Origin of the sequence: Vibrio sp. TBV020 (genome assembly GCF_046056895.1) — a bacterium.
GTDB lineage: Bacteria > Pseudomonadota > Gammaproteobacteria > Enterobacterales > Vibrionaceae > Vibrio.
The window spans coordinates 198,246-216,598 of sequence record NZ_JBEEAQ010000003.1 but is presented as its reverse complement, the minus strand read 5'-3'; the positions used below and the strand labels follow the sequence as shown (position 1 = coordinate 216,598).

Annotated in this window: 13 protein-coding genes and 1 pseudogene; 8 read left to right on the top strand and 6 right to left on the bottom strand. The window is 44.7% G+C overall.

Annotation, left to right across the window (positions count from 1 at the left end):
- Nucleotides 1–363: 363 nt before the first annotated feature.
- From glyQ to AAFX28_RS08875, 4 genes and pseudogenes are all read left to right on the top strand, one after another.
- The gene (glyQ, locus tag AAFX28_RS08890; RefSeq protein WP_008075491.1) at nucleotides 364–1,284 is read left to right on the top strand and encodes a glycine--tRNA ligase subunit alpha; all 921 of its coding nucleotides are present in this window, start codon (nucleotides 364–366) and stop codon (nucleotides 1,282–1,284) included.
- A gap of 2 nt (nucleotides 1,285–1,286) precedes the next feature.
- Nucleotides 1,287–3,353, top strand: coding sequence for a glycine--tRNA ligase subunit beta (gene glyS, locus AAFX28_RS08885; protein WP_408687116.1), 2,067 nt, complete (start codon nucleotides 1,287–1,289; stop codon nucleotides 3,351–3,353).
- Between the two features lie 211 nt (nucleotides 3,354–3,564).
- Nucleotides 3,565–5,642 (top strand): annotated as a pseudogene (locus AAFX28_RS08880) (alpha-amylase).
- A 232-nt stretch (nucleotides 5,643–5,874) separates the two neighbouring features.
- On the top strand, nucleotides 5,875–7,125 hold the full coding sequence (locus AAFX28_RS08875; protein ID WP_408687115.1) for a valine--pyruvate transaminase: 1,251 nt from the start codon (nucleotides 5,875–5,877) through the stop codon (nucleotides 7,123–7,125).
- A 45-nt stretch (nucleotides 7,126–7,170) separates the two neighbouring features.
- Here the strand turns inward: AAFX28_RS08875 and AAFX28_RS08870 are convergent, their stop codons facing one another.
- Together AAFX28_RS08870 and AAFX28_RS08865 are read right to left on the bottom strand one after the other, a co-directional pair.
- Entirely contained in the window at nucleotides 7,171–7,560 is a 390-nt protein-coding gene (locus AAFX28_RS08870) for a hypothetical protein (protein WP_408687114.1), read from the bottom strand.
- Nucleotides 7,561–7,680: 120 nt separating this feature from the next.
- Nucleotides 7,681–8,115, bottom strand: coding sequence for an Hsp20 family protein (locus tag AAFX28_RS08865; RefSeq protein ID WP_408687113.1), 435 nt, complete (start codon nucleotides 8,113–8,115; stop codon nucleotides 7,681–7,683).
- Between the two features lie 490 nt (nucleotides 8,116–8,605).
- On the opposite strand from AAFX28_RS08865, the gene AAFX28_RS08860 reads away from it, so the two are divergent.
- Nucleotides 8,606–9,544 carry a patatin family protein gene (locus AAFX28_RS08860; RefSeq protein WP_408687112.1) on the top strand — a complete coding sequence of 313 codons (939 nt, stop codon included), beginning with the start codon at nucleotides 8,606–8,608 and terminating at the stop codon, nucleotides 9,542–9,544.
- A 33-nt stretch (nucleotides 9,545–9,577) separates the two neighbouring features.
- Here the strand turns inward: AAFX28_RS08860 and gyrB are convergent, their stop codons facing one another.
- From gyrB to dnaA, 4 genes are all read right to left on the bottom strand, one after another.
- Nucleotides 9,578–11,995 (bottom strand): DNA topoisomerase (ATP-hydrolyzing) subunit B, encoded by a 2,418-nt coding sequence (gyrB, locus tag AAFX28_RS08855; protein ID WP_408687111.1) that lies wholly within the window; start codon nucleotides 11,993–11,995, stop codon nucleotides 9,578–9,580.
- A gap of 13 nt (nucleotides 11,996–12,008) precedes the next feature.
- Complete coding sequence (recF, locus tag AAFX28_RS08850) at nucleotides 12,009–13,091, bottom strand: DNA replication/repair protein RecF (protein WP_408687110.1); 1,083 nt, start codon at nucleotides 13,089–13,091, stop codon at nucleotides 12,009–12,011.
- A gap of 1 nt (nucleotide 13,092) precedes the next feature.
- Nucleotides 13,093–14,193 (bottom strand): DNA polymerase III subunit beta, encoded by a 1,101-nt coding sequence (gene dnaN / locus AAFX28_RS08845; protein ID WP_408687109.1) that lies wholly within the window; start codon nucleotides 14,191–14,193, stop codon nucleotides 13,093–13,095.
- Nucleotides 14,194–14,264: 71 nt separating this feature from the next.
- The gene (gene dnaA, locus AAFX28_RS08840) at nucleotides 14,265–15,671 is read right to left on the bottom strand and encodes a chromosomal replication initiator protein DnaA (protein WP_053440000.1); all 1,407 of its coding nucleotides are present in this window, start codon (nucleotides 15,669–15,671) and stop codon (nucleotides 14,265–14,267) included.
- Nucleotides 15,672–16,074: 403 nt separating this feature from the next.
- On the opposite strand from dnaA, the gene AAFX28_RS08835 reads away from it, so the two are divergent.
- The 3 genes from AAFX28_RS08835 to AAFX28_RS08825 all read left to right on the top strand — a co-directional run bounded on the left by AAFX28_RS08835 (nucleotide 16,075) and on the right by AAFX28_RS08825 (nucleotide 18,353).
- Complete coding sequence (locus AAFX28_RS08835) at nucleotides 16,075–16,821, top strand: amino acid ABC transporter substrate-binding protein (RefSeq protein ID WP_408687108.1); 747 nt, start codon at nucleotides 16,075–16,077, stop codon at nucleotides 16,819–16,821.
- 126 nt (nucleotides 16,822–16,947) lie between these two features.
- Nucleotides 16,948–17,619, top strand: coding sequence for an amino acid ABC transporter permease (locus AAFX28_RS08830; RefSeq protein WP_408687107.1), 672 nt, complete (start codon nucleotides 16,948–16,950; stop codon nucleotides 17,617–17,619).
- Nucleotides 17,616–18,353, top strand: a complete 738-nt coding sequence (locus AAFX28_RS08825) for an amino acid ABC transporter ATP-binding protein (protein WP_408687106.1) — start codon at nucleotides 17,616–17,618, stop codon at nucleotides 18,351–18,353. Before AAFX28_RS08830 ends, AAFX28_RS08825 begins: the two co-directional genes overlap by 4 nt.

Genomic DNA, 18,353 nt, shown 5'->3' with positions numbered 1-18,353 from the left:
GCTAAACCGCATCGGCATATTTTTATTTTTGGCCGATATTGGGTCTCGAATGCCATGATGATTTTGCATCAATTATGTTGACAGACGAACCTATCATCCCAGTGTTGATGAATAGGTAAGCTACTCCCCAAAGACGGCACGATTCTAACCAGCTCTGATTTGATTCTCAACTGACAAACTGCAAATAAACTCCCTTTTAAGAGAATTTGGTTAGATAAGTCGGAAAAATTCCATTAAAGGAGATTTTTGGCTACCAATTAATCAAGATTAGCTCTACTCCCATGCCAAATATCTGGGTATACTTGATTGTTATTTTTCTCTGTTTTAGACAGACCTTTTACTCAAAGAATTGCGCGAATTACTATGCAAAAATACGATATCAAAACCTTCCAGGGAATGATCCTCGCGCTGCAGGATTACTGGGCACAAAACGGTTGTACTATTGTTCAACCTCTAGATATGGAAGTAGGTGCAGGCACCTCTCACCCAATGACATGTCTACGTGCACTTGGCCCAGAGCCAATGTCGACAGCTTACGTTCAACCTTCACGTCGTCCTACCGATGGCCGTTACGGTGAAAACCCGAACCGTCTGCAGCACTACTATCAGTTCCAAGTAGCCCTAAAGCCTTCTCCAGACAACATTCAGGAGTTGTACCTAGGCTCGCTTGAAGTTCTTGGTATCGACCCGCTAGTACACGATATTCGCTTCGTAGAAGATAACTGGGAAAACCCAACACTAGGTGCATGGGGTCTTGGTTGGGAAGTATGGCTAAACGGTATGGAAGTGACTCAGTTTACTTACTTCCAGCAAGTTGGTGGCCTTGAGTGTAAGCCAGTTACTGGTGAGATCACTTACGGTATCGAACGTCTAGCGATGTACATCCAAGAAGTCGACTCTGTTTACGACCTAGTGTGGAACATCGCACCAGACGGCAGCAAAGTAACTTATGGTGATATCTTCCACCAAAACGAAGTTGAGCAATCAACTTACAACTTTGAGCACGCTGACGTAGATTTCCTATTCACGTTCTTTGATCAGTGTGAGAAAGAGTGTAAAGAGCTACTTGAGCTTGAGAAGCCACTTCCGCTTCCAGCTTACGAGCGTATTCTTAAAGCTGGCCACGCATTCAACATCCTTGATGCGCGTAAAGCTATCTCTGTTACAGAGCGCCAACGTTACATCCTTCGTATCCGCAACCTGACTAAGTCTGTTGCAGAAGCGTACTACGCATCACGTGAAGCTCTTGGCTTCCCAATGTGCCGTAAGGAAGAGGAGAAGTAATCATGGCTAAAGAATTTCTAATTGAACTGGGTACTGAAGAGCTACCACCAACACAGCTTCGTACTCTAGCAGAAGCTTTCGCTGCAAACTTCGAAGCAGAGCTTAAAGGCGCAGACCTAGCACACGAAGGTGTGAAATGGTACGCGGCTCCTCGTCGTCTAGCGCTTAAGGTTGCAGGTCTTGCTGAAGGCCAAGCTGACAAAGTGGTTGAAAAGCGTGGTCCTGCAGTTTCTGTGGCATTCGATGCTGACGGTAACGCGACTAAAGCGGCTCAAGGCTGGGCACGTGGTAACGGCATCACGGTTGAGCAAGCTGACCGTCTAGTGACAGACAAAGGCGAATGGCTTCTTTTCAAACAAGAAGTAAAAGGCCAAGCAACGTCTGAAATCGTTGTTGAGCTGGCAGCAAAAGCACTAGGTAACCTGCCTATTGCTAAGCCAATGCGTTGGGGTAACAAGACAACTCAGTTTATCCGCCCAGTTAAAACGCTAACCATGCTAATGGGTTCTGACCTTATTGAAGGTGAAATCCTAGGCGTAGCATCAGACCGCACTATCCGTGGTCACCGCTTCATGGGTGAGCAAGAGTTCACTATCGAATCTGCAGAGCAATACCCAGCGATCCTAGAAGAGCGCGGTAAAGTAATGGCAGATTACGAAGCGCGTAAAGCGATCATCCTTGCTGACTCGCAAAAAGCAGCAGCAGCGGTTGGTGGTACAGCGGATCTAGAAGATGACCTAGTAGAAGAAGTGACTTCTCTGGTTGAATGGCCAGTAGTCCTAACTGCGAAGTTTGAAGAAGAGTTCCTAAAAGTACCTTCTGAAGCTTTGGTTTACACCATGAAAGGTGACCAGAAGTACTTCCCTGTTTACGATGACAACAAGAAGCTACTACCTAACTTCATCTTCGTTTCAAACATCGAATCAAAAGAGCCTCGCTACGTAATCGAAGGTAACGAGAAGGTTGTACGTCCACGTCTTGCGGATGCAGAATTCTTCTTCAACACTGACCGTAAGCGTCCTCTAATCGACCGTCTACCTGAGCTAGAGCAAGCTATCTTCCAGAAGCAGCTTGGTACTATCAAAGACAAAACAGACCGTATCACTGAGCTTGCTGGCTACATCGCTGAGCAAATTGATGCTGACGTTGAAAAATCTAAGCGTGCAGGCCTACTGGCGAAGTGTGACCTAATGACCTCTATGGTATTCGAATTTACCGATACTCAAGGTGTAATGGGCATGCACTACGCGACTCACGATGGTGAAGACGAGCAAGTTGCACTGGCGCTTTACGAACAGTACATGCCTCGTTTCGCTGGTGATGACCTACCAAGCACAGGTATTTCTTCAGCAGTAGCAATGGCAGACAAGCTAGATACTATCGTTGGTATCTTCGGTATTGGCCAAGCACCTAAGGGTTCTGACCCATTCGCACTTCGTCGTGCATCTCTAGGTGTGCTACGTATCATCGTAGAAAACGGCTACAGCCTAGACCTAACTGACCTGATTGCTAAGGCTCAGTCTCTGTTCGGCGATAAGCTTACAAACGCGAACGTTGCCAACGACGTAATCGACTTCATGCTTGGCCGTTTCAACGCATGGTACAAAGACGAAGGCTTCAGCGTGGATATCATCCAAGCTGTACTGGCTAACCGTCCAACTAAACCAGCAGACTTCGATCAGCGCGTGAAAGCGGTATCTCACTTCCGTGAGCTAGAAGCAGCAGAAGCACTAGCAGCAGCGAACAAGCGTGTAGGTAACATCCTAGCGAAATTCGACGGCGAACTAGCAGCAGAAATCGACCTTGCTCTTCTACAAGAAGACGCAGAGAAGACGCTAGCAGAAAGCGTTGAAGTGATGACTGAAGCTCTAGAGCCAGCATTTGCGACAGGTAACTACCAAGAAGCGTTAAGCAAACTAGCTGACCTACGTGAGCCAGTTGATGCATTCTTCGATAACGTAATGGTTATGGCTGACGACGAAGCTCTGAAGAAGAACCGTCTAACGCTACTGAACAACCTGCGTAACCTATTCCTACAGATTGCGGATATTTCTCTACTGCAAAAGTAGTGAAGAGTTGAATAATTAGTAGTGATGCAAAAGGGAAGCAAATGCTTCCCTTTTTGATATCTGAAGCGTCTATATTTGCGCAGTTTTTAATTAAACTTGTGAACTTCTTGGGAATTTGTAGGGCAAACCAGCGAATAACCTATGCCTCATCCCTCAGACTGTAGAGTCCGAATGTTGCTATAACTGCAACGTTTATTCGGGGGAAGGACACATGAACAAAACATTTCTCGCAGTTTCTATCGGTTTACTGAGTGCGTGTAGCCAAATATCAGACAACACTATTTTCCTCACCGTCGGAAACAAGCAAACAGCATTTGAGACTAATGAGCAAGGCTTACTTGTTGCCGAGCAACTACTGGATAAAGGCAATTACTCAATCACAATTGCCAATCGCACTCAAAGCTGTGGTAGTCGCTTCGCACCGTTAGAAGAAAGCCGTATCAAATTTAACCGCCCATTAAAAATGGATGATTGTGCGGACAACAGAGATATTGCTCTTAAAGTTTTTAAAGCCAACTCCTACCAATTTCTACTCAACCCGAAAAGCAATGAACTCACCGTTCAACTTAAACCTAACAAAAAGCAAAAGATCACCTATACCTGCCCAATTGCAACCGAAACAGCTAAAGCGATTAATGTCGCGAAAACATTCCCAGATGGAACCAAACTTCGTGATGCTCTAACAGGCCAAGAAACGACCGTCATCAATGGTGTCATTACTTTACAGCCTGGTACAAACAGTCAAGGCCTACTGCTAATAGAAGAAGTCAAAGTCCCTGAGGAAGCGACGTTCAGCTGGGATAACGCTACGGTCTATTTTGTTATGACCGACAGGTTCTATAACGGTAACCCTAGCAATGATAATAGTTATGGTCGGAGTAAAGATGGCGCAGATGAAATCGCAACATTTCATGGTGGTGATTTGGCCGGTCTGACACAAAAGCTGGACTATATCGAGTCCTTAGGCGTCAACGCTATCTGGATAACCTCACCACTTGAACAAATCCATGGTTGGGTTGGTGGCGGTGACAAAGGTGACTTTAAGCATTATGGCTACCATGGTTACTACCATCAAGATTGGACCAAACTTGATGCGAATATGGGCACCAAAGATGAACTGAGAGAATTTGTCGATACAGCCCATCAAAAAGGTATCCGTGGGATGTGGTCATGAATCACACCGGTTATGCCACGCTTGCCGACATGCAAGAGTTTGGTTTTGGTCAGCTTTATCTAGACTCAAAAGAGGCGACAGAAATCCTTGGGGAAAAATGGACGGACTGGACACCAAAGAAAGGCCAAACTTGGCACAGCTTTAATGACTACATCAACTACCGTGACGGTGACGCTTGGCAAAAGTGGTGGGGAAAAGATTGGATACGTACCGATATTGGTGATTACGATATCCCTGGATACAATGAAATCACCATGTCTCTAGCTCATCTACCCGATCTCAAGACAGAGTCTCAGCAAGCAACCCGCCTGCCCAATTTCTATCAGAATAAATCCACTAATGCTGCGGATGTTGCGCGAACACCTCAGCAGCATTTAATTGTTTGGCTTTCGGATTGGGTAAGAGAGTACGGTATTGATGGATTTAGAGTCGATACTGCCAAGCATGTTGAGTCGGAAACCTGGCAACAACTAAAAGCTGAAACCACAGCAGCTCTTGCCGAATGGCAACAAAGTAACCCAGACAAAGCTTTAGATGATTTACCGTTCTGGATGACAGGGGAAGTATGGGCACACGGTGTAGTTAAAAGTCCATATTTTGCTAACGGATTCGACTCCATCATCAACTTCGAGTTTCAGTCTGATGTTGCTCCAAAAGCACTTAAATGTTTCGCTGACTTAGATAATGACTATCATCGTTATGCAAACAGCATCAATACAGACCCAGACTTCAATGTATTGAGTTACTTATCATCGCACGATACTCAGTTATTTTGGTCTTCACGTAGCCGTAGTTTTGATGACCAAGCTAGAGCCGCCAACGCCTTAATGTTGGCTCCCGGCGCCGTACAAATCTACTACGGGGACGAAATTGCACGAAATTTTGGGCCAACAGGCTCAGACACACATCAAGGAACGCGTTCAGATATGCCTTGGGATTTAATCGAAGGAGAACGTGAAGCACTGTTGCAACATTGGCAAAAGCTAGGAGAGTTTCGACAAAGACACCCTGCCGTCGCGCGAGGCAAACACATAACAAGAAACCAAGAAGGCTACTATTCATTTGAGCGTCAGTATAAAAGTGACAAGATTCTTATCGTATACACAGGCGAATAGGTCTCACTATGTCCACCAGCAAGGGAAGCATAAGCTTCCCTTTTTTATTGTGCTTCTAGTGCAAAAGATGCGTGCTTCTGGTCTGACAACGCACTTTTTTCTCTTCTGGCGGTATTCACACTTTGCGTTAATAGCGCATTAAGGTAAGGTCAAGGATTACTCGATTGGCTAGCCACGCACTAGCTATTTAAAAACAAAAGCAATGACAATAATGAATTAGGTACGACAAGTAATGCAGTTCTCAAAATTTGGTGAAAAGTTTAATCAGTATTCAGGCATCACCCAGTTAATGGATGATTTAAATGACGGTCTACGTACTCCAGGAGCCATTATGCTCGGTGGAGGTAACCCAGCCGCAATACCAGCCATGCTCGACTACTTTCATCAAGCCAGTGAGGAGATGCTCGCTAGTGGAGAGCTTGTTGCTGCTATGGCCAATTATGATGGCCCACAAGGTAAAGATGCCTTCGTCAAAGCACTCGCAAACCTTCTTAAAGAAACCTACGGTTGGAACATCAGCGAGAAAAACATTAGCCTAACCAATGGCAGCCAAAGTGGCTTTTTCTACCTATTCAATTTACTTGCGGGTAAGCAGCCTGATGGTTCACATAAAAAGATCCTGCTGCCATTAGCGCCTGAGTATATCGGCTATGGCGATGCTGGTGTCGATGAAGATATCTTTGTCTCTTACCACCCTGAAATTGAGCTACTAGACAACGGTCTATTCAAGTATCACGTTGATTTTGAGCAACTGAAAGTCGATGACTCGGTTGCAGCGATTTGTGCCTCTCGACCAACTAACCCAACAGGGAATGTGTTGACTGACGAAGAGATCCACAAGCTAGATAAACTTGCCCGCGAGAACAACATTCCACTGATCATCGATAATGCCTACGGTTTGCCATTCCCAAATATTATTTTTGAAGATGTTGAACCATTCTGGAATGAAAACACCATTCTATGTATGAGCCTATCTAAGCTAGGCCTACCAGGTGTGCGCTGCGGCATTGTGATTGCAAGTGAAGAGGTGACTCAAGCGATGACCAATATGAATGGCATCATCAGCTTAGCACCAGGCAGCCTTGGCCCAGCACTAGCTAATCATATTATTGGTAAAGGCGATTTACTTAAGCTTAGCTCTGATGTGATTAAACCTTTCTATAAGCAGAAATCTCAGCGTGCGGTTGAATTGCTACAAAACGAAATTACCGACCCTCGCTTCCGTATCCATAAGCCAGAGGGAGCTATCTTCTTATGGCTATGGTTTGATGAACTGCCTATCACCACTATGGAGCTGTATGCACGCTTGAAAGCACGAGGTGTGTTAATTGTTCCTGGTGAGTATTTCTTTATTGGCCAAGAAGATGATTGGGAGCATGCTCACCAATGTTTGCGTATGAACTACGTTCAGGACGATGAAATGATGCAGAAAGGTATCAAAATTATTGCAGAGGAAGTTGAACGCGCTTACCAGCAAGGTTAAGCGCTTCAACACTAAACAGCCCAAAGAGTTTTGGGCTGTTTGTATTTATAGTGCAGGGATGTGTTCACATAAGAAGTAGGTTGCTTCAATCGTAGAAGAACGCTGATACACACCACCGTATGTAGAAGAGCCAGCAAAGCCACGATTAATGTAGTTTGCACCTAATGCTGCGGCCTCTTCACCAAAAGTTGAGTTAATTTTGTGCTCAGCATCCATTCCACTATCACCAAACGATACGATCCCCATAATACTCTGCGAATTAGGGTTAAACGCAGATTGGCCTTTCAGCTCACAATTAGCTGATTTTTCAGGGTTTGCATAAGCGATATGAATCTTTTCACCATTTGATGCAGTGTAGTCAGTCGCAAGTGGGGCAACAAGGCTAGAGCAGCCTGAGACAGCAATAACTAAAGCCGCCAATAATAATTTCTTCATTCTATTATCCAAATTTATAGTTTGCGGCGCTGAAAGTACTGATTTACAGATCTAAGAACAATAAAAAAGAGCGCTAATCTGCGCTCTTTCACTCTTTACTCTCAGTTTTGAGACAGTTAATTAACCTTCGATTAGGTTACTGCCATTGATAGCAATCTTACGCGGTTGCATCGCTTCTGGAATTTCGCGCTCTAGGTCTATATGCAGTAGACCATTTTCCATGCTTGCACCCACCACTTTCACGTAGTCTGCTAGCTGGAATTTACGCTCGAAATCACGCTCTGCGATACCTTGATACACGTATGTCTTCTCTTCTTCTGATTTACGCTCACCCTTAACGATCAGCATGTTCTCTTTTTGAGTAAGATCTAGCTGCTCTTCAGCAAAGCCTGCAACTGCCATAGTAATACGGTAGTTGTTCTCATCTTTTTGCTCGATGTTGTAAGGAGGGTAACCGCCAGAAGTGTTCTTCGAAGTATTCGCTTCCATCATGTTGAATATACGATCGAAGCCAATTGCGTTGCGGTAAAGTGGAGTGAAATCTACAGTTCTCATAATGCTATCCTTTTAGTAAGCAATAGTCTTAGTCGTGAGTTTGCGCGGATCGATAGTGTGCTCGCTCGTCGCCGACTAAGGGATTTATTCGCTACTCCTCGGGCTCTGTTAGCGCTGGGACGTAGTAATAAATCAGTTCAATTGTGTGCCTCTAAGTCATCCTCTCCTGAGCGATACCTTATCAGCGAATCAGAAGGTCTGTTTCTTCTCTCTTGAGCAAGACAGTCATCCCTCTTCACAACTAGATATATGGATTGAACAAATTGGTTTCAAGGGAAGAAATGAATTATTTTCTCCTCACTGACTCACAAGCGCCCTAACCTATTGATATAAAAACAATCATAATTTCACCCAATCCTTCGACAAACTAGATGAATCTTGTGTTCAAAATATCAAAACAGTGCATAAGAATTATTTAATTTAACTAAACCTAAACTCTTTCTATGCTACAAGTATTCACTCACTACCTTGATAGCAAAGGGTTGAAATCATGCCTGCCAAACATATTTCATACAGTCTCAATTCTTACGAAGCTCTATCCCACTTCGGTACTCAGGTAAATAAGGTAGCCCTCGTCACTGAAGGAGGTGGACAACGTGGAATTTTCACTGCAGGTGTGTTGGATGCCTTTCTTGGGCAAAACTTTAACCCTTTTTCCCTTATGATTGGCACCTCTGCGGGTTCACTAAACCTTGCTTCCTATATTTGCGGACAAACAAAGCATGCTTATCACTTCATTAAAGAAGCAACGGTCAGTCCTAAGTTCTTCACTCGCTATCAGTTTTTAACCGGTCAGCAAGGTTTAGATCTAGACTGGTTACTTCGGCAAGCAATGACAACGCATCGCTTAGATTGGGATAAAGGCCATGCCAACATGCACAACTGCGAAGTTTTAGCCTGTGCCTGTCATGCCACTGAGCACAAACCTGCTTACTTCAACCTTGATAGCCCTCACTGGCCTCAAGCGCTCAAAGCATCATGTGCGATTCCATTTATTAATAAAAAACCTGTCAAAGTGTGTGAAACAGAATGGCTAGATGGAGGCGTTTCAGCGCCGATCCCAGTACAAGAGGCATATCAACGAGGCTATAAACATATCGTTGTGATTCGTACCGTTCCACTCTCAACGGTATTCGATCACCAGTGGATGAAGAAGTACTCGCGCTATTTAGGCAAAACTAAGCTTAAAGCACTGATAGATCTACTGCTAAAACACGAAGAGTGTTACCGAGCAACTCAGGCGTTTCTTAACTCCCCTCCAAGTGATGCCACTATTTACGAAATTCACCCTAATAAAGCTCTGCATTCAAATGTGTTAGGTAGTTCTAGTCAGGCACTAGACCATGACTATGAAACCGGCCGCCTTTCTGGCGAATATTTTCTAGCAACGGCAGGAAAATTAATGTCCAAAAACAAAAATACCGCCTGAGAAGGCGGTATTTTTTATCAACGAGAGTCGGTACTACACGTCTAAGTTAGCAACTTTCAGTGCGTTCTCTTCAATGAAGTTACGACGAGGTTCTACTTGGTCACCCATTAGTGTCGTGAACAGTTGGTCTGCACCTACTGCATCTTCAATCGTTACCTGCATCATGCGGCGTGTTTCTGGGTCCATAGTGGTTTCCCAAAGCTGATCTGGGTTCATCTCACCTAGACCTTTGTAGCGTTGCAGGCTTAGACCACGACGTGACTCTTTAATTAGCCACTCAAGCGCATCAACAAAGCTTGAAACAGGCTGAGTACGCTCACCACGCTTGATGTAAGCACCCTCTTCAATCAGACCGTCTAGCGCTTCAGAAAGTGATGCTAGTTTGCCGTACTCTTTTGAGTTGATTAAATCGATGCTCAGAACATGCTCGTGTGTCACACCATGAGTACGAACCACAATCTTAGGTAGGCTTAAGCCTAGCTCAGCGTGTTGTTCTACTTCAAAGCTGTATTGGCTCGCGCCTACTTCTTTCGCGTTTAGCTGTTCAACAAGCTGCTTAGTCCATGCTTCAACCGCTGCAGCATCATGACACTGCTCTGCCGTTAGACGAGGAGTGTAGATAAGCTCATGTACAAGTGCACGTGGGTAACGGCGACTCATACGATCCACCAGCTTGATACCCGCATTGTATTGCTGAACTAGCTTCTCTAGAGCTTCACCTGATAGCGCTGGCGCTTCTGGGTTTACGTGTAGAGATGCATTATCTAGAGCAAGGGCCACTTGGTACTGGTTCATTGCGTCTTCATCTTTAATGTACTGCTCTTGTTTGCCTTTCTTCACTTTGTAAAGTGGTGGCTGAGCAATGTACACGTAGCCACGCTCGATAAGCTCTGGCATTTGACGGTAGAAGAAGGTCAATAGTAGCGTACGGATGTGCGAACCATCGACATCGGCATCGGTCATGATGATGATGTTGTGGTAACGCAGTTTGTCTGGGTTGTACTCGTCACGACCGATACCACAACCAAGAGCTGTGATAAGCGTTGCAACTTCCTGAGAAGAAAGCATTTTGTCGAAACGCGCTTTTTCAACGTTAAGAATCTTACCTTTTAGCGGTAGGATTGCTTGGTTCTTACGGTTACGGCCTTGTTTTGCGGAGCCGCCTGCCGAATCACCCTCCACTATGTATAGTTCAGAGAGTGCTGGGTCTTTTTCCTGACAGTCAGCCAGTTTGCCTGGTAGACCAGCTAAATCAAGTGCGCCTTTACGACGAGTCATTTCACGAGCTTTACGTGCTGCTTCACGAGCGCGCGCTGCATCGATGATCTTAGTACATACCATCTTCGCTTCTGTTGGGTTCTCTACTAGGAACTCAGACAGTTTTTCACCCATTGCAGATTCAACCGCAGACTTCACTTCTGAAGAAACAAGCTTATCTTTAGTCTGGCTCGAGAACTTAGGATCTGGCACTTTCACCGAAACAACTGCAGTTAGGCCTTCACGTGCATCATCACCTGAAGTTGCAGTTTTCGCTTTCTTCGAGAAACCTTCTTTATCCATGAACGAGTTCAGGGTACGAGTAAGCGCAGCACGGAAGCCCGCTAAGTGAGTACCACCATCGCGTTGAGGGATGTTGTTGGTGAAACAGTAGATATTCTCTTGGAAGCCATCGTTCCATTGCATCGCTACTTCAACCGAAATGCCATCTTCACGTTCAAAGTCGAAGTGGAAGATTTTCTCGATGATCGGTGTTTTGTTAGTGTTTAGGTGATCAACGAACGCTTGGATACCACCTTCAAACATGAAGTGGTCGCTCTTGTTTTCTTCACGCTCATCTTTAAGCTTGATAGAAACACCAGAGTTTAGGAATGATAGCTCACGTAGACGTTTTGCCAGGATATCGTAGTGGAACTCGGTATTTGAGAAAGTTTCAGCACTTGGCCAGAAACGAATCTGCGTACCCGTTTTATCGGTATCACCAATCACAGCTAGTGGAGCTTGAGGCTCACCATGGTGATAAGTTTGAGTATGAATATGGCCGCCACGATGAATCGTTAGCGTCACTTTTTCTGATAGCGCGTTTACTACCGAAACACCTACACCGTGCAGACCACCCGATACCTTGTATGAGTTGTCATCGAACTTACCACCAGCGTGAAGTACCGTCATGATAACTTCTGCTGCTGATACGTTTTCTTCAGGGTGCATTTCCGTAGGGATACCACGGCCATCATCGCTTACAGATACTGAGTTATCCTCATGAATAGTCACAATGATGTCTTTACAGTGACCTGCTAACGCTTCATCAATTGAGTTATCCACCACCTCGAAAACCATGTGGTGCAGACCGGTACCATCATCCGTGTCGCCGATGTACATACCAGGACGCTTACGTACTGCGTCCAGACCTTTTAGTACTTTAATACTCGATGAATCGTAATTTTCAGACATGAGTTATCTTCCGCTATATATTTTGCTCTATTGTGCCATGTTCCACATGGAACATCCTGCCATTTTCATCTCGCATATCTGCAATCTGACTGTCAGTAATAGAACTTACAAAAACTTGAGCCCCCGTCTCTTTCAAGCAATCAGCAAGACGCTTGCGACGTTGGCTATCTAATTCAGATGCAAAGTCATCAATTAAGTAGATACATTGCTTGCCTGTCATCTCAGTGAGGTGTTGTCCTTGCGCTACCCGCAACGCACACACCATCAGCTTTAACTGGCCTCGTGACAACACATCCTCAACAGGAGTGCCATTCACTTTTATGCGTAAATCAGCTTTATTTGGCCCACTAAAGGTATAACCAAGCGCCTGATCACGCTCAAAATTCTTTTCTAGTATTTCTTGGTATGGGGTCTCTTTATCCCAACCACGATAATACTTTAATTGGATATCAAATTCTGGCAAAAACTCTTGACAGATCTGCTCGGCTTTGACTTTCATCTGCTCGACATAAGTCGCTCGCCATTGGCTGATGTTTTCAGCCAGTCTAGCCATTTCTTGATCCCAATAACTGAGCTCTCGATAACTAGTCGCTGTTTTTAACAAAGCATTACGCTGTTTATTGAGACGCTTAAAACGCCCCCACGCTTCATAAAAAGCAGACTCGGTGTGAAACACGCCCCAATCAATAAATGCACGGCGATGTTTCGGTCCATCAGTGAGTAGATCAAACCCTTCAGGGTGAATCAACTGCAAAGGTAATACTTGGGCTAACTGCGCTAGCTTTTGTCCAGATTGACCGCCTATTTTAACCTCTGTTGAGCCGTCGCGCTGCTTATTAATGCCAATTGGTAGCTCAAATTGATCCGAGTTCAAAAAACGACCGTGAACAAACAGCTCATTACACTCATTTTGAATAATTCGGCCGGTCAGTGAACTCTTAAATGAGCGACCATGACCAAGTAGGTAAATGGCTTCTAAAACACTGGTTTTGCCACTACCATTCGGCCCAATAAGAAAGTTAAAGCCTGCTGACAGGTTAATGTCACAGGCTTCAATGTTTCTAAACTGTTTTATAATAAGGCGAGAAAGCGGCATGCTAGAGTCGAATCGGCATCACCACGTACATGGCACTGTCATCATCAGCATTCTCAATCAATGCACTGGCGTTCGCGTCTGACATTGAAATGCGGACTTTTTCACAGCGCAGCGTATTGAGAACATCCAGTACGTAACTCACGTTGAAGCCTATCTCAATTGGCTCACCTTCGAAGCTCACATCGAGCATCTCTTCCGCTTCTTCTTGTTCTGGGTTATTCGCCGTAATACGCATTTCCGTATCTGCAAGGTTAACTCGAACACCACGGAATTTTTCATTCGACAAAATCGCTGCGCGAGAAAACGCTTGGCGTAGTTCGTCACAACCCGCTTCTAGAGTTTTACTGGTGCTTTGTGGCATCACTCGGCGGTAATCAGGGAATCGACCATCCACCAGCTTAGAAGTAAACACATAATTATTTACTTCAGCGCGTACGTTTGAACTACCAATCTGTAGCACTACTGGCTGCTCTGGCGCATCAAGCAATTTAACCAGCTCAAGGACACCTTTACGCGGAACAATGATTTGCTTTTGTGCAAAGTCTGCGCCCAACTGAGTTTGAGATACCGCCATACGGTGACCATCAGTCGCAACACTACGTAATGTCGTACCATCAATCTCAAATAACATACCATTGAGGTAGTAACGTACATCTTGGTTTGCCATCGAAAATTGGGTCTTCTCAACTAAGCCGCGCAGCTCAGCTTGAGTCAGTGACACTTCAACTTCACTCTGCCAATCTTCAATATTTGGGAAATCATTGGCTGGTAGTGTTGATAGTGAGAAACGACTACGACCAGAACGCACTTGTACGCGATCACCTTCTAATACAAAAGTAATCACTGAGTCATCAGGCAAGCCACGACAAATATCAAGGAACTTACGTGAAGGTACAGTAATGCTGCCCGCTTCAAATTCGCCTTCCAAAGTGACACGACTAATCAGCTCTACTTCTAAGTCTGTTGCCGTCATCGATAGCACGTTGTCTTCTACTTTAAGTAATAAGTTACCAAGAATAGGCAAAGTAGGACGACCACCTAGTGCACCTGACACTTGTTGAAGAGGTTTAAGCAGGTGGCTACGCTCAATGGAAAATTTCATAGGATGCTCTTATCCGAATTCGTTATTGTTGCTCGACGCTTAGAATACTGTGAATCAAGAAATAGTGCGAATTAAGAAGAAAGTGTACGAATCAAGTTCGAGTAGTCTTCTTTAATATCGTGGCTCTCTTCACGCAGTTGTTCAATCTTACGGCAAGCGTGCAGAACCGTTGTATGGTCGCGACCACCAAATGCATCACCAATTTCCGGCAAGCTATGGTTAGTCAGCTCTTTCGCTAAGGCCATTGCTAACTGGCGCGGGCGTGCAACAGAGCGTGAACGACGTTTAGACAGCAGATCAGCGACTTTAATCTTGTAGTATTCAGCCACCGTCTTTTGAATGTTATCGATAGTCACTAACTTCTCTTGTAGAGCCAGTAGGTCACGTAGTGCTTCACGAACAAAATCGATAGTGATTGGACGACCGGTAAAGTTCGCATTCGCAATAACACGGTTGAGTGCACCCTCAAGCTCACGAACGTTTGAACGCAGACGCTTAGCGATAAAGAATGCCACTTCATCAGCAAGGTGAATTTGGTGGTCTTCCGCTTTTTTCATCAAGATCGCAACGCGCGTTTCAAGCTCTGGTGGCTCGATCGCAACGGTTAGACCCCAACCAAAGCGAGATTTAAGACGATCTTCTACGCCGCTGATCTCTTTCGGATAGCGATCCGAAGTTAGGATGATCTGTTGATTGCCTTCAAGTAACGCGTTGAATGTGTGGAAGAACTCTTCCTGTGAACGCTCTTTATTAGCGAAGAATTGAATATCATCAATAAGCAGCGCATCAACGCTACGGTAGTAACGTTTAAACTCTTCAATCGCGTTATTTTGCAGTGCTTTAACCATGTCCTGCACAAAACGTTCAGAGTGCATGTAGACCACTTTTGCGTTTGGCTTATTGTCGACAATGGCATTACCAACTGCGTGTAAAAGGTGCGTTTTACCTAAGCCTGTACCACCGTATAGAAACAACGGGTTATACGCTGAGCCTGGGTTATCAGATACCTGACGCGCCGCAGCCAAACCTAATTGGTTTGACTTACCTTCAACGAAGTTAGTGAATTTGTGTTTCGGATTTACGTTCGAGCGGTGATTGATGTCAGCGATCGCTTGTGCATCATCATCCCATGTTTTATGAACCGGTTTACGCGCTTGTAATTGTGCTGGTGCTGAAGATTCCGCAGCCACATCAGCAGGCGTACGTTTTGGTGCTGGCTTTGGCGCCGCAACTGGACGACTACCTACCTCAAAACGCAAGCTCGGCACATCATTACCACAATATTCTTGCAGTAGACGGTTGATGCTATTTAGGTATTTATCGCGAACCCAGTCCAAAACGAAACGGTTTGGGGCAAATAAAGTGAGCGTATTGTCATTGAGCTCTGCTTGTAACGGACGAACCCACATGCTGAATTCCGTTGCTGGTAGCTCTTCTTGAAGCTGTTGCAAACATTGCAACCAAAGCGAAGATGACACGGTGCCCCCACTCGAAGTAATTGATCTGAAAAGACTGGCAATTTTACCTGTTGATAACCAAGATCGCCAGCAAATGATCGATGATCCAGTGAATAAGATCTAAGTTATTCACAATATTTTCGACATTATTCGATGGATCCCCACATCCTGCCCCATTTTTACCCACACTTTGATCCACAAAATGACCAAATCACACAGATCATCAATCTGGTGATAACTCTGTGAATGAATATTTTTATCCACCTATTTTCCGTCTTTTTCATATTGAGTTCGTCTAACCGACTGAATGACAGCTAATAACGGCACCTTATTACTCTACTGTCTAGGTTATTGCTCTTGGTTATTTATCTAATTAAGTAAAGAGACAGTAGTATTTATCCCCATAATTATATGGAGTTGTACTATGAAAAACTGGATTAAGGCTGCAGTTGCAGCAATCGCGCTTTCTGCTGCTACCGTTCAAGCGGCGACTGAAGTAAAAGTTGGTATGTCTGGCCGCTACTTCCCGTTCACTTTCGTTCAGCAAGATAAGCTACAAGGTTTTGAAGTGGACCTGTGGGATGAGATCGGCAAACGTAATGACTACAAAGTTGAGTATGTAACAGCGAACTTTTCTGGTTTATTTGGCCTACTAGAAACAGGGCGTATTGATACGATTTCAAACCAAATTACCATGACAGATGCTCGTAAAGCTAAATACCTATTTGCAGACCCATACGTGGTAGACGGAGCACAAATCACCGTTCGTAAAGGTAATGACAGCATCCAAGGTGTTGAAGATCTAGCGGGCAAAACGGTTGCAGTCAACCTAGGTTCGAACTTTGAGCAACTGCTGCGTGACTACGATAAAGACAGCAAGATCAACATCAAAACTTACGATACAGGTATCGAACACGATGTTGCTCTAGGCCGCGCTGACGCATTCGTGATGGATCGTCTTTCAGCACTTGAGCTGATCAAGAAAACAGGCTTACCACTACAACTAGCAGGTCAGCCTTTCGAAACCATTCAAAACGCTTGGCCATTTGTTGATAACGACAATGGTAAAAAACTACAAGCTGAAGTAAACAAAGCCCTAGCAGAGATGCGTGCAGATGGTACATTGGCAACTATCTCTCAGAAGTGGTTTGGTGCTGATATCACCAAATAAGCTTTAGTAAAGCTTGCAAGTCCAACTCAATCCATTGAGTTTGGACTACCCTATAACCCACTGCTTTCCTTCCTTTGCAGTGGGTTTTGCTTTTTTATTCTCGTGATTTAATGTTTGGGACACGTTATGGGATTCGATTTTAACTACATGCTGGATCTAATGCCGATACTGCTAAAGTATCTTGGCACAACCATGGAAATGGCGACGTGGGGTTTGTTCTTTTCACTGATTTTATCTGTGATTTTAGCGAATATTCGTGTTTTTCGCGTCCCTGTTCTTGATCAGCTTAGTCAGCTATACATTAGCTTTTTCCGCGGTACGCCACTGCTTGTTCAGCTATTTTTGCTCTACTATGGCCTACCTCAAGTATTTCCGTTCTTAGTCGGCCTAGATGCGTTTAGCGCTGCTGTGATTGGCTTAACCTTACATTTCGCCGCTTATATGGCAGAAAGTATTCGAGCAGCCATTATTGGTATCGATCGCAGCCAAATGGAAGCCAGTTTATCAGTGGGAATGACTACATCACAGGCAATGCGTCGTGTCATTTTGCCTCAAGCTACCCGCGTCGCGCTGCCATCTCTGATGAACTATTTTATCGACATGATCAAATCGACTTCACTCGCTTTTACTCTAGGCGTTGCAGAGATCATGGCTAAAGCGCAAATGGAGGCCTCTTCAAGCTTCCGCTTCTTTGAAGCCTTCTTGGCCGTTGCGCTTATATACTGGGGTGTAGTTGTTATCCTAACTCGCATTCAAATTTGGGCAGAAGATAAACTCAATAAGGCGTATGTACGATGATCAAGTTAGACAACATTCATAAACGCTTTGGCGACACTGAAGTATTAAAAGGGATCGACCTGGAAATCAATCAAGGTGAGATCATCGTTATTATTGGTTCAAGTGGTACTGGTAAATCGACCCTCCTGCGCACTGTAAACTTCCTAGAAAGTGCTGATAAAGGGGTCATTTCTATTGATGATGTCAGTGTCGATAGTGAAAAACACACAAAAGCTGAAGTACTTGCCCTGCGCCGCAAAACAGGCTTCGTATTCCAAAACTACGCCTTGTTCGCCCATATGACAGCAAAACAAAATATTGCTGAAGGCTTAATCACAGTTCGTGGTTGGAAGAAATCTGACGCTTTGGCTCGCGCTCAAGAGATTCTTGATGACATTGGCTTAGGTGATAAAGGCGAAAGTTATCCAGCAGCACTGTCTGGTGGCCAACAACAACGTGTGGGTATTGGCCGTGCTATGGCACTCCAGCCTGAACTGCTGCTTTTTGATGAGCCAACATCAGCACTTGACCCTGAGTGGGTTGGAGAAGTTCTTAATTTAATGAAGGACTTAGCAACAAAACACCAGACCATGTTAGTGGTCACCCATGAAATGCAATTTGCTAGAGAGGTCGCCGATCGCGTGATCTTTATGGCTGAAGGCAACATTGTTGAGCAAGGTTCTCCACAGGATATCTTTGGTAACCCACAGGATCCTCGCTTACAAAAGTTCCTTCGACAAGTTGGTGCTGAATAA

Excerpts from the sequence above, each read along its gene's own strand:
- glyQ (WP_008075491.1), top strand. The coding sequence starts at position 364 with ATGCAAAAATACGATATCAAAACCTTCCAGGGAATGATCCTCGCGCTG.
- glyS (WP_408687116.1), top strand. The coding sequence starts at position 1,287 with ATGGCTAAAGAATTTCTAATTGAACTGGGTACTGAAGAGCTACCACCA.
- AAFX28_RS08875 (WP_408687115.1), top strand. The coding sequence starts at position 5,875 with ATGCAGTTCTCAAAATTTGGTGAAAAGTTTAATCAGTATTCAGGCATC.
- AAFX28_RS08870 (WP_408687114.1), bottom strand. The coding sequence starts at position 7,560 with ATGAAGAAATTATTATTGGCGGCTTTAGTTATTGCTGTCTCAGGCTGC.
- AAFX28_RS08865 (WP_408687113.1), bottom strand. The coding sequence starts at position 8,115 with ATGAGAACTGTAGATTTCACTCCACTTTACCGCAACGCAATTGGCTTC.
- AAFX28_RS08860 (WP_408687112.1), top strand. The coding sequence starts at position 8,606 with ATGCCTGCCAAACATATTTCATACAGTCTCAATTCTTACGAAGCTCTA.
- gyrB (WP_408687111.1), bottom strand. The coding sequence starts at position 11,995 with ATGTCTGAAAATTACGATTCATCGAGTATTAAAGTACTAAAAGGTCTG.
- recF (WP_408687110.1), bottom strand. The coding sequence starts at position 13,091 with ATGCCGCTTTCTCGCCTTATTATAAAACAGTTTAGAAACATTGAAGCC.
- dnaN (WP_408687109.1), bottom strand. The coding sequence starts at position 14,193 with ATGAAATTTTCCATTGAGCGTAGCCACCTGCTTAAACCTCTTCAACAA.
- AAFX28_RS08835 (WP_408687108.1), top strand. The coding sequence starts at position 16,075 with ATGAAAAACTGGATTAAGGCTGCAGTTGCAGCAATCGCGCTTTCTGCT.
- AAFX28_RS08830 (WP_408687107.1), top strand. The coding sequence starts at position 16,948 with ATGGGATTCGATTTTAACTACATGCTGGATCTAATGCCGATACTGCTA.
- AAFX28_RS08825 (WP_408687106.1), top strand. The coding sequence starts at position 17,616 with ATGATCAAGTTAGACAACATTCATAAACGCTTTGGCGACACTGAAGTA.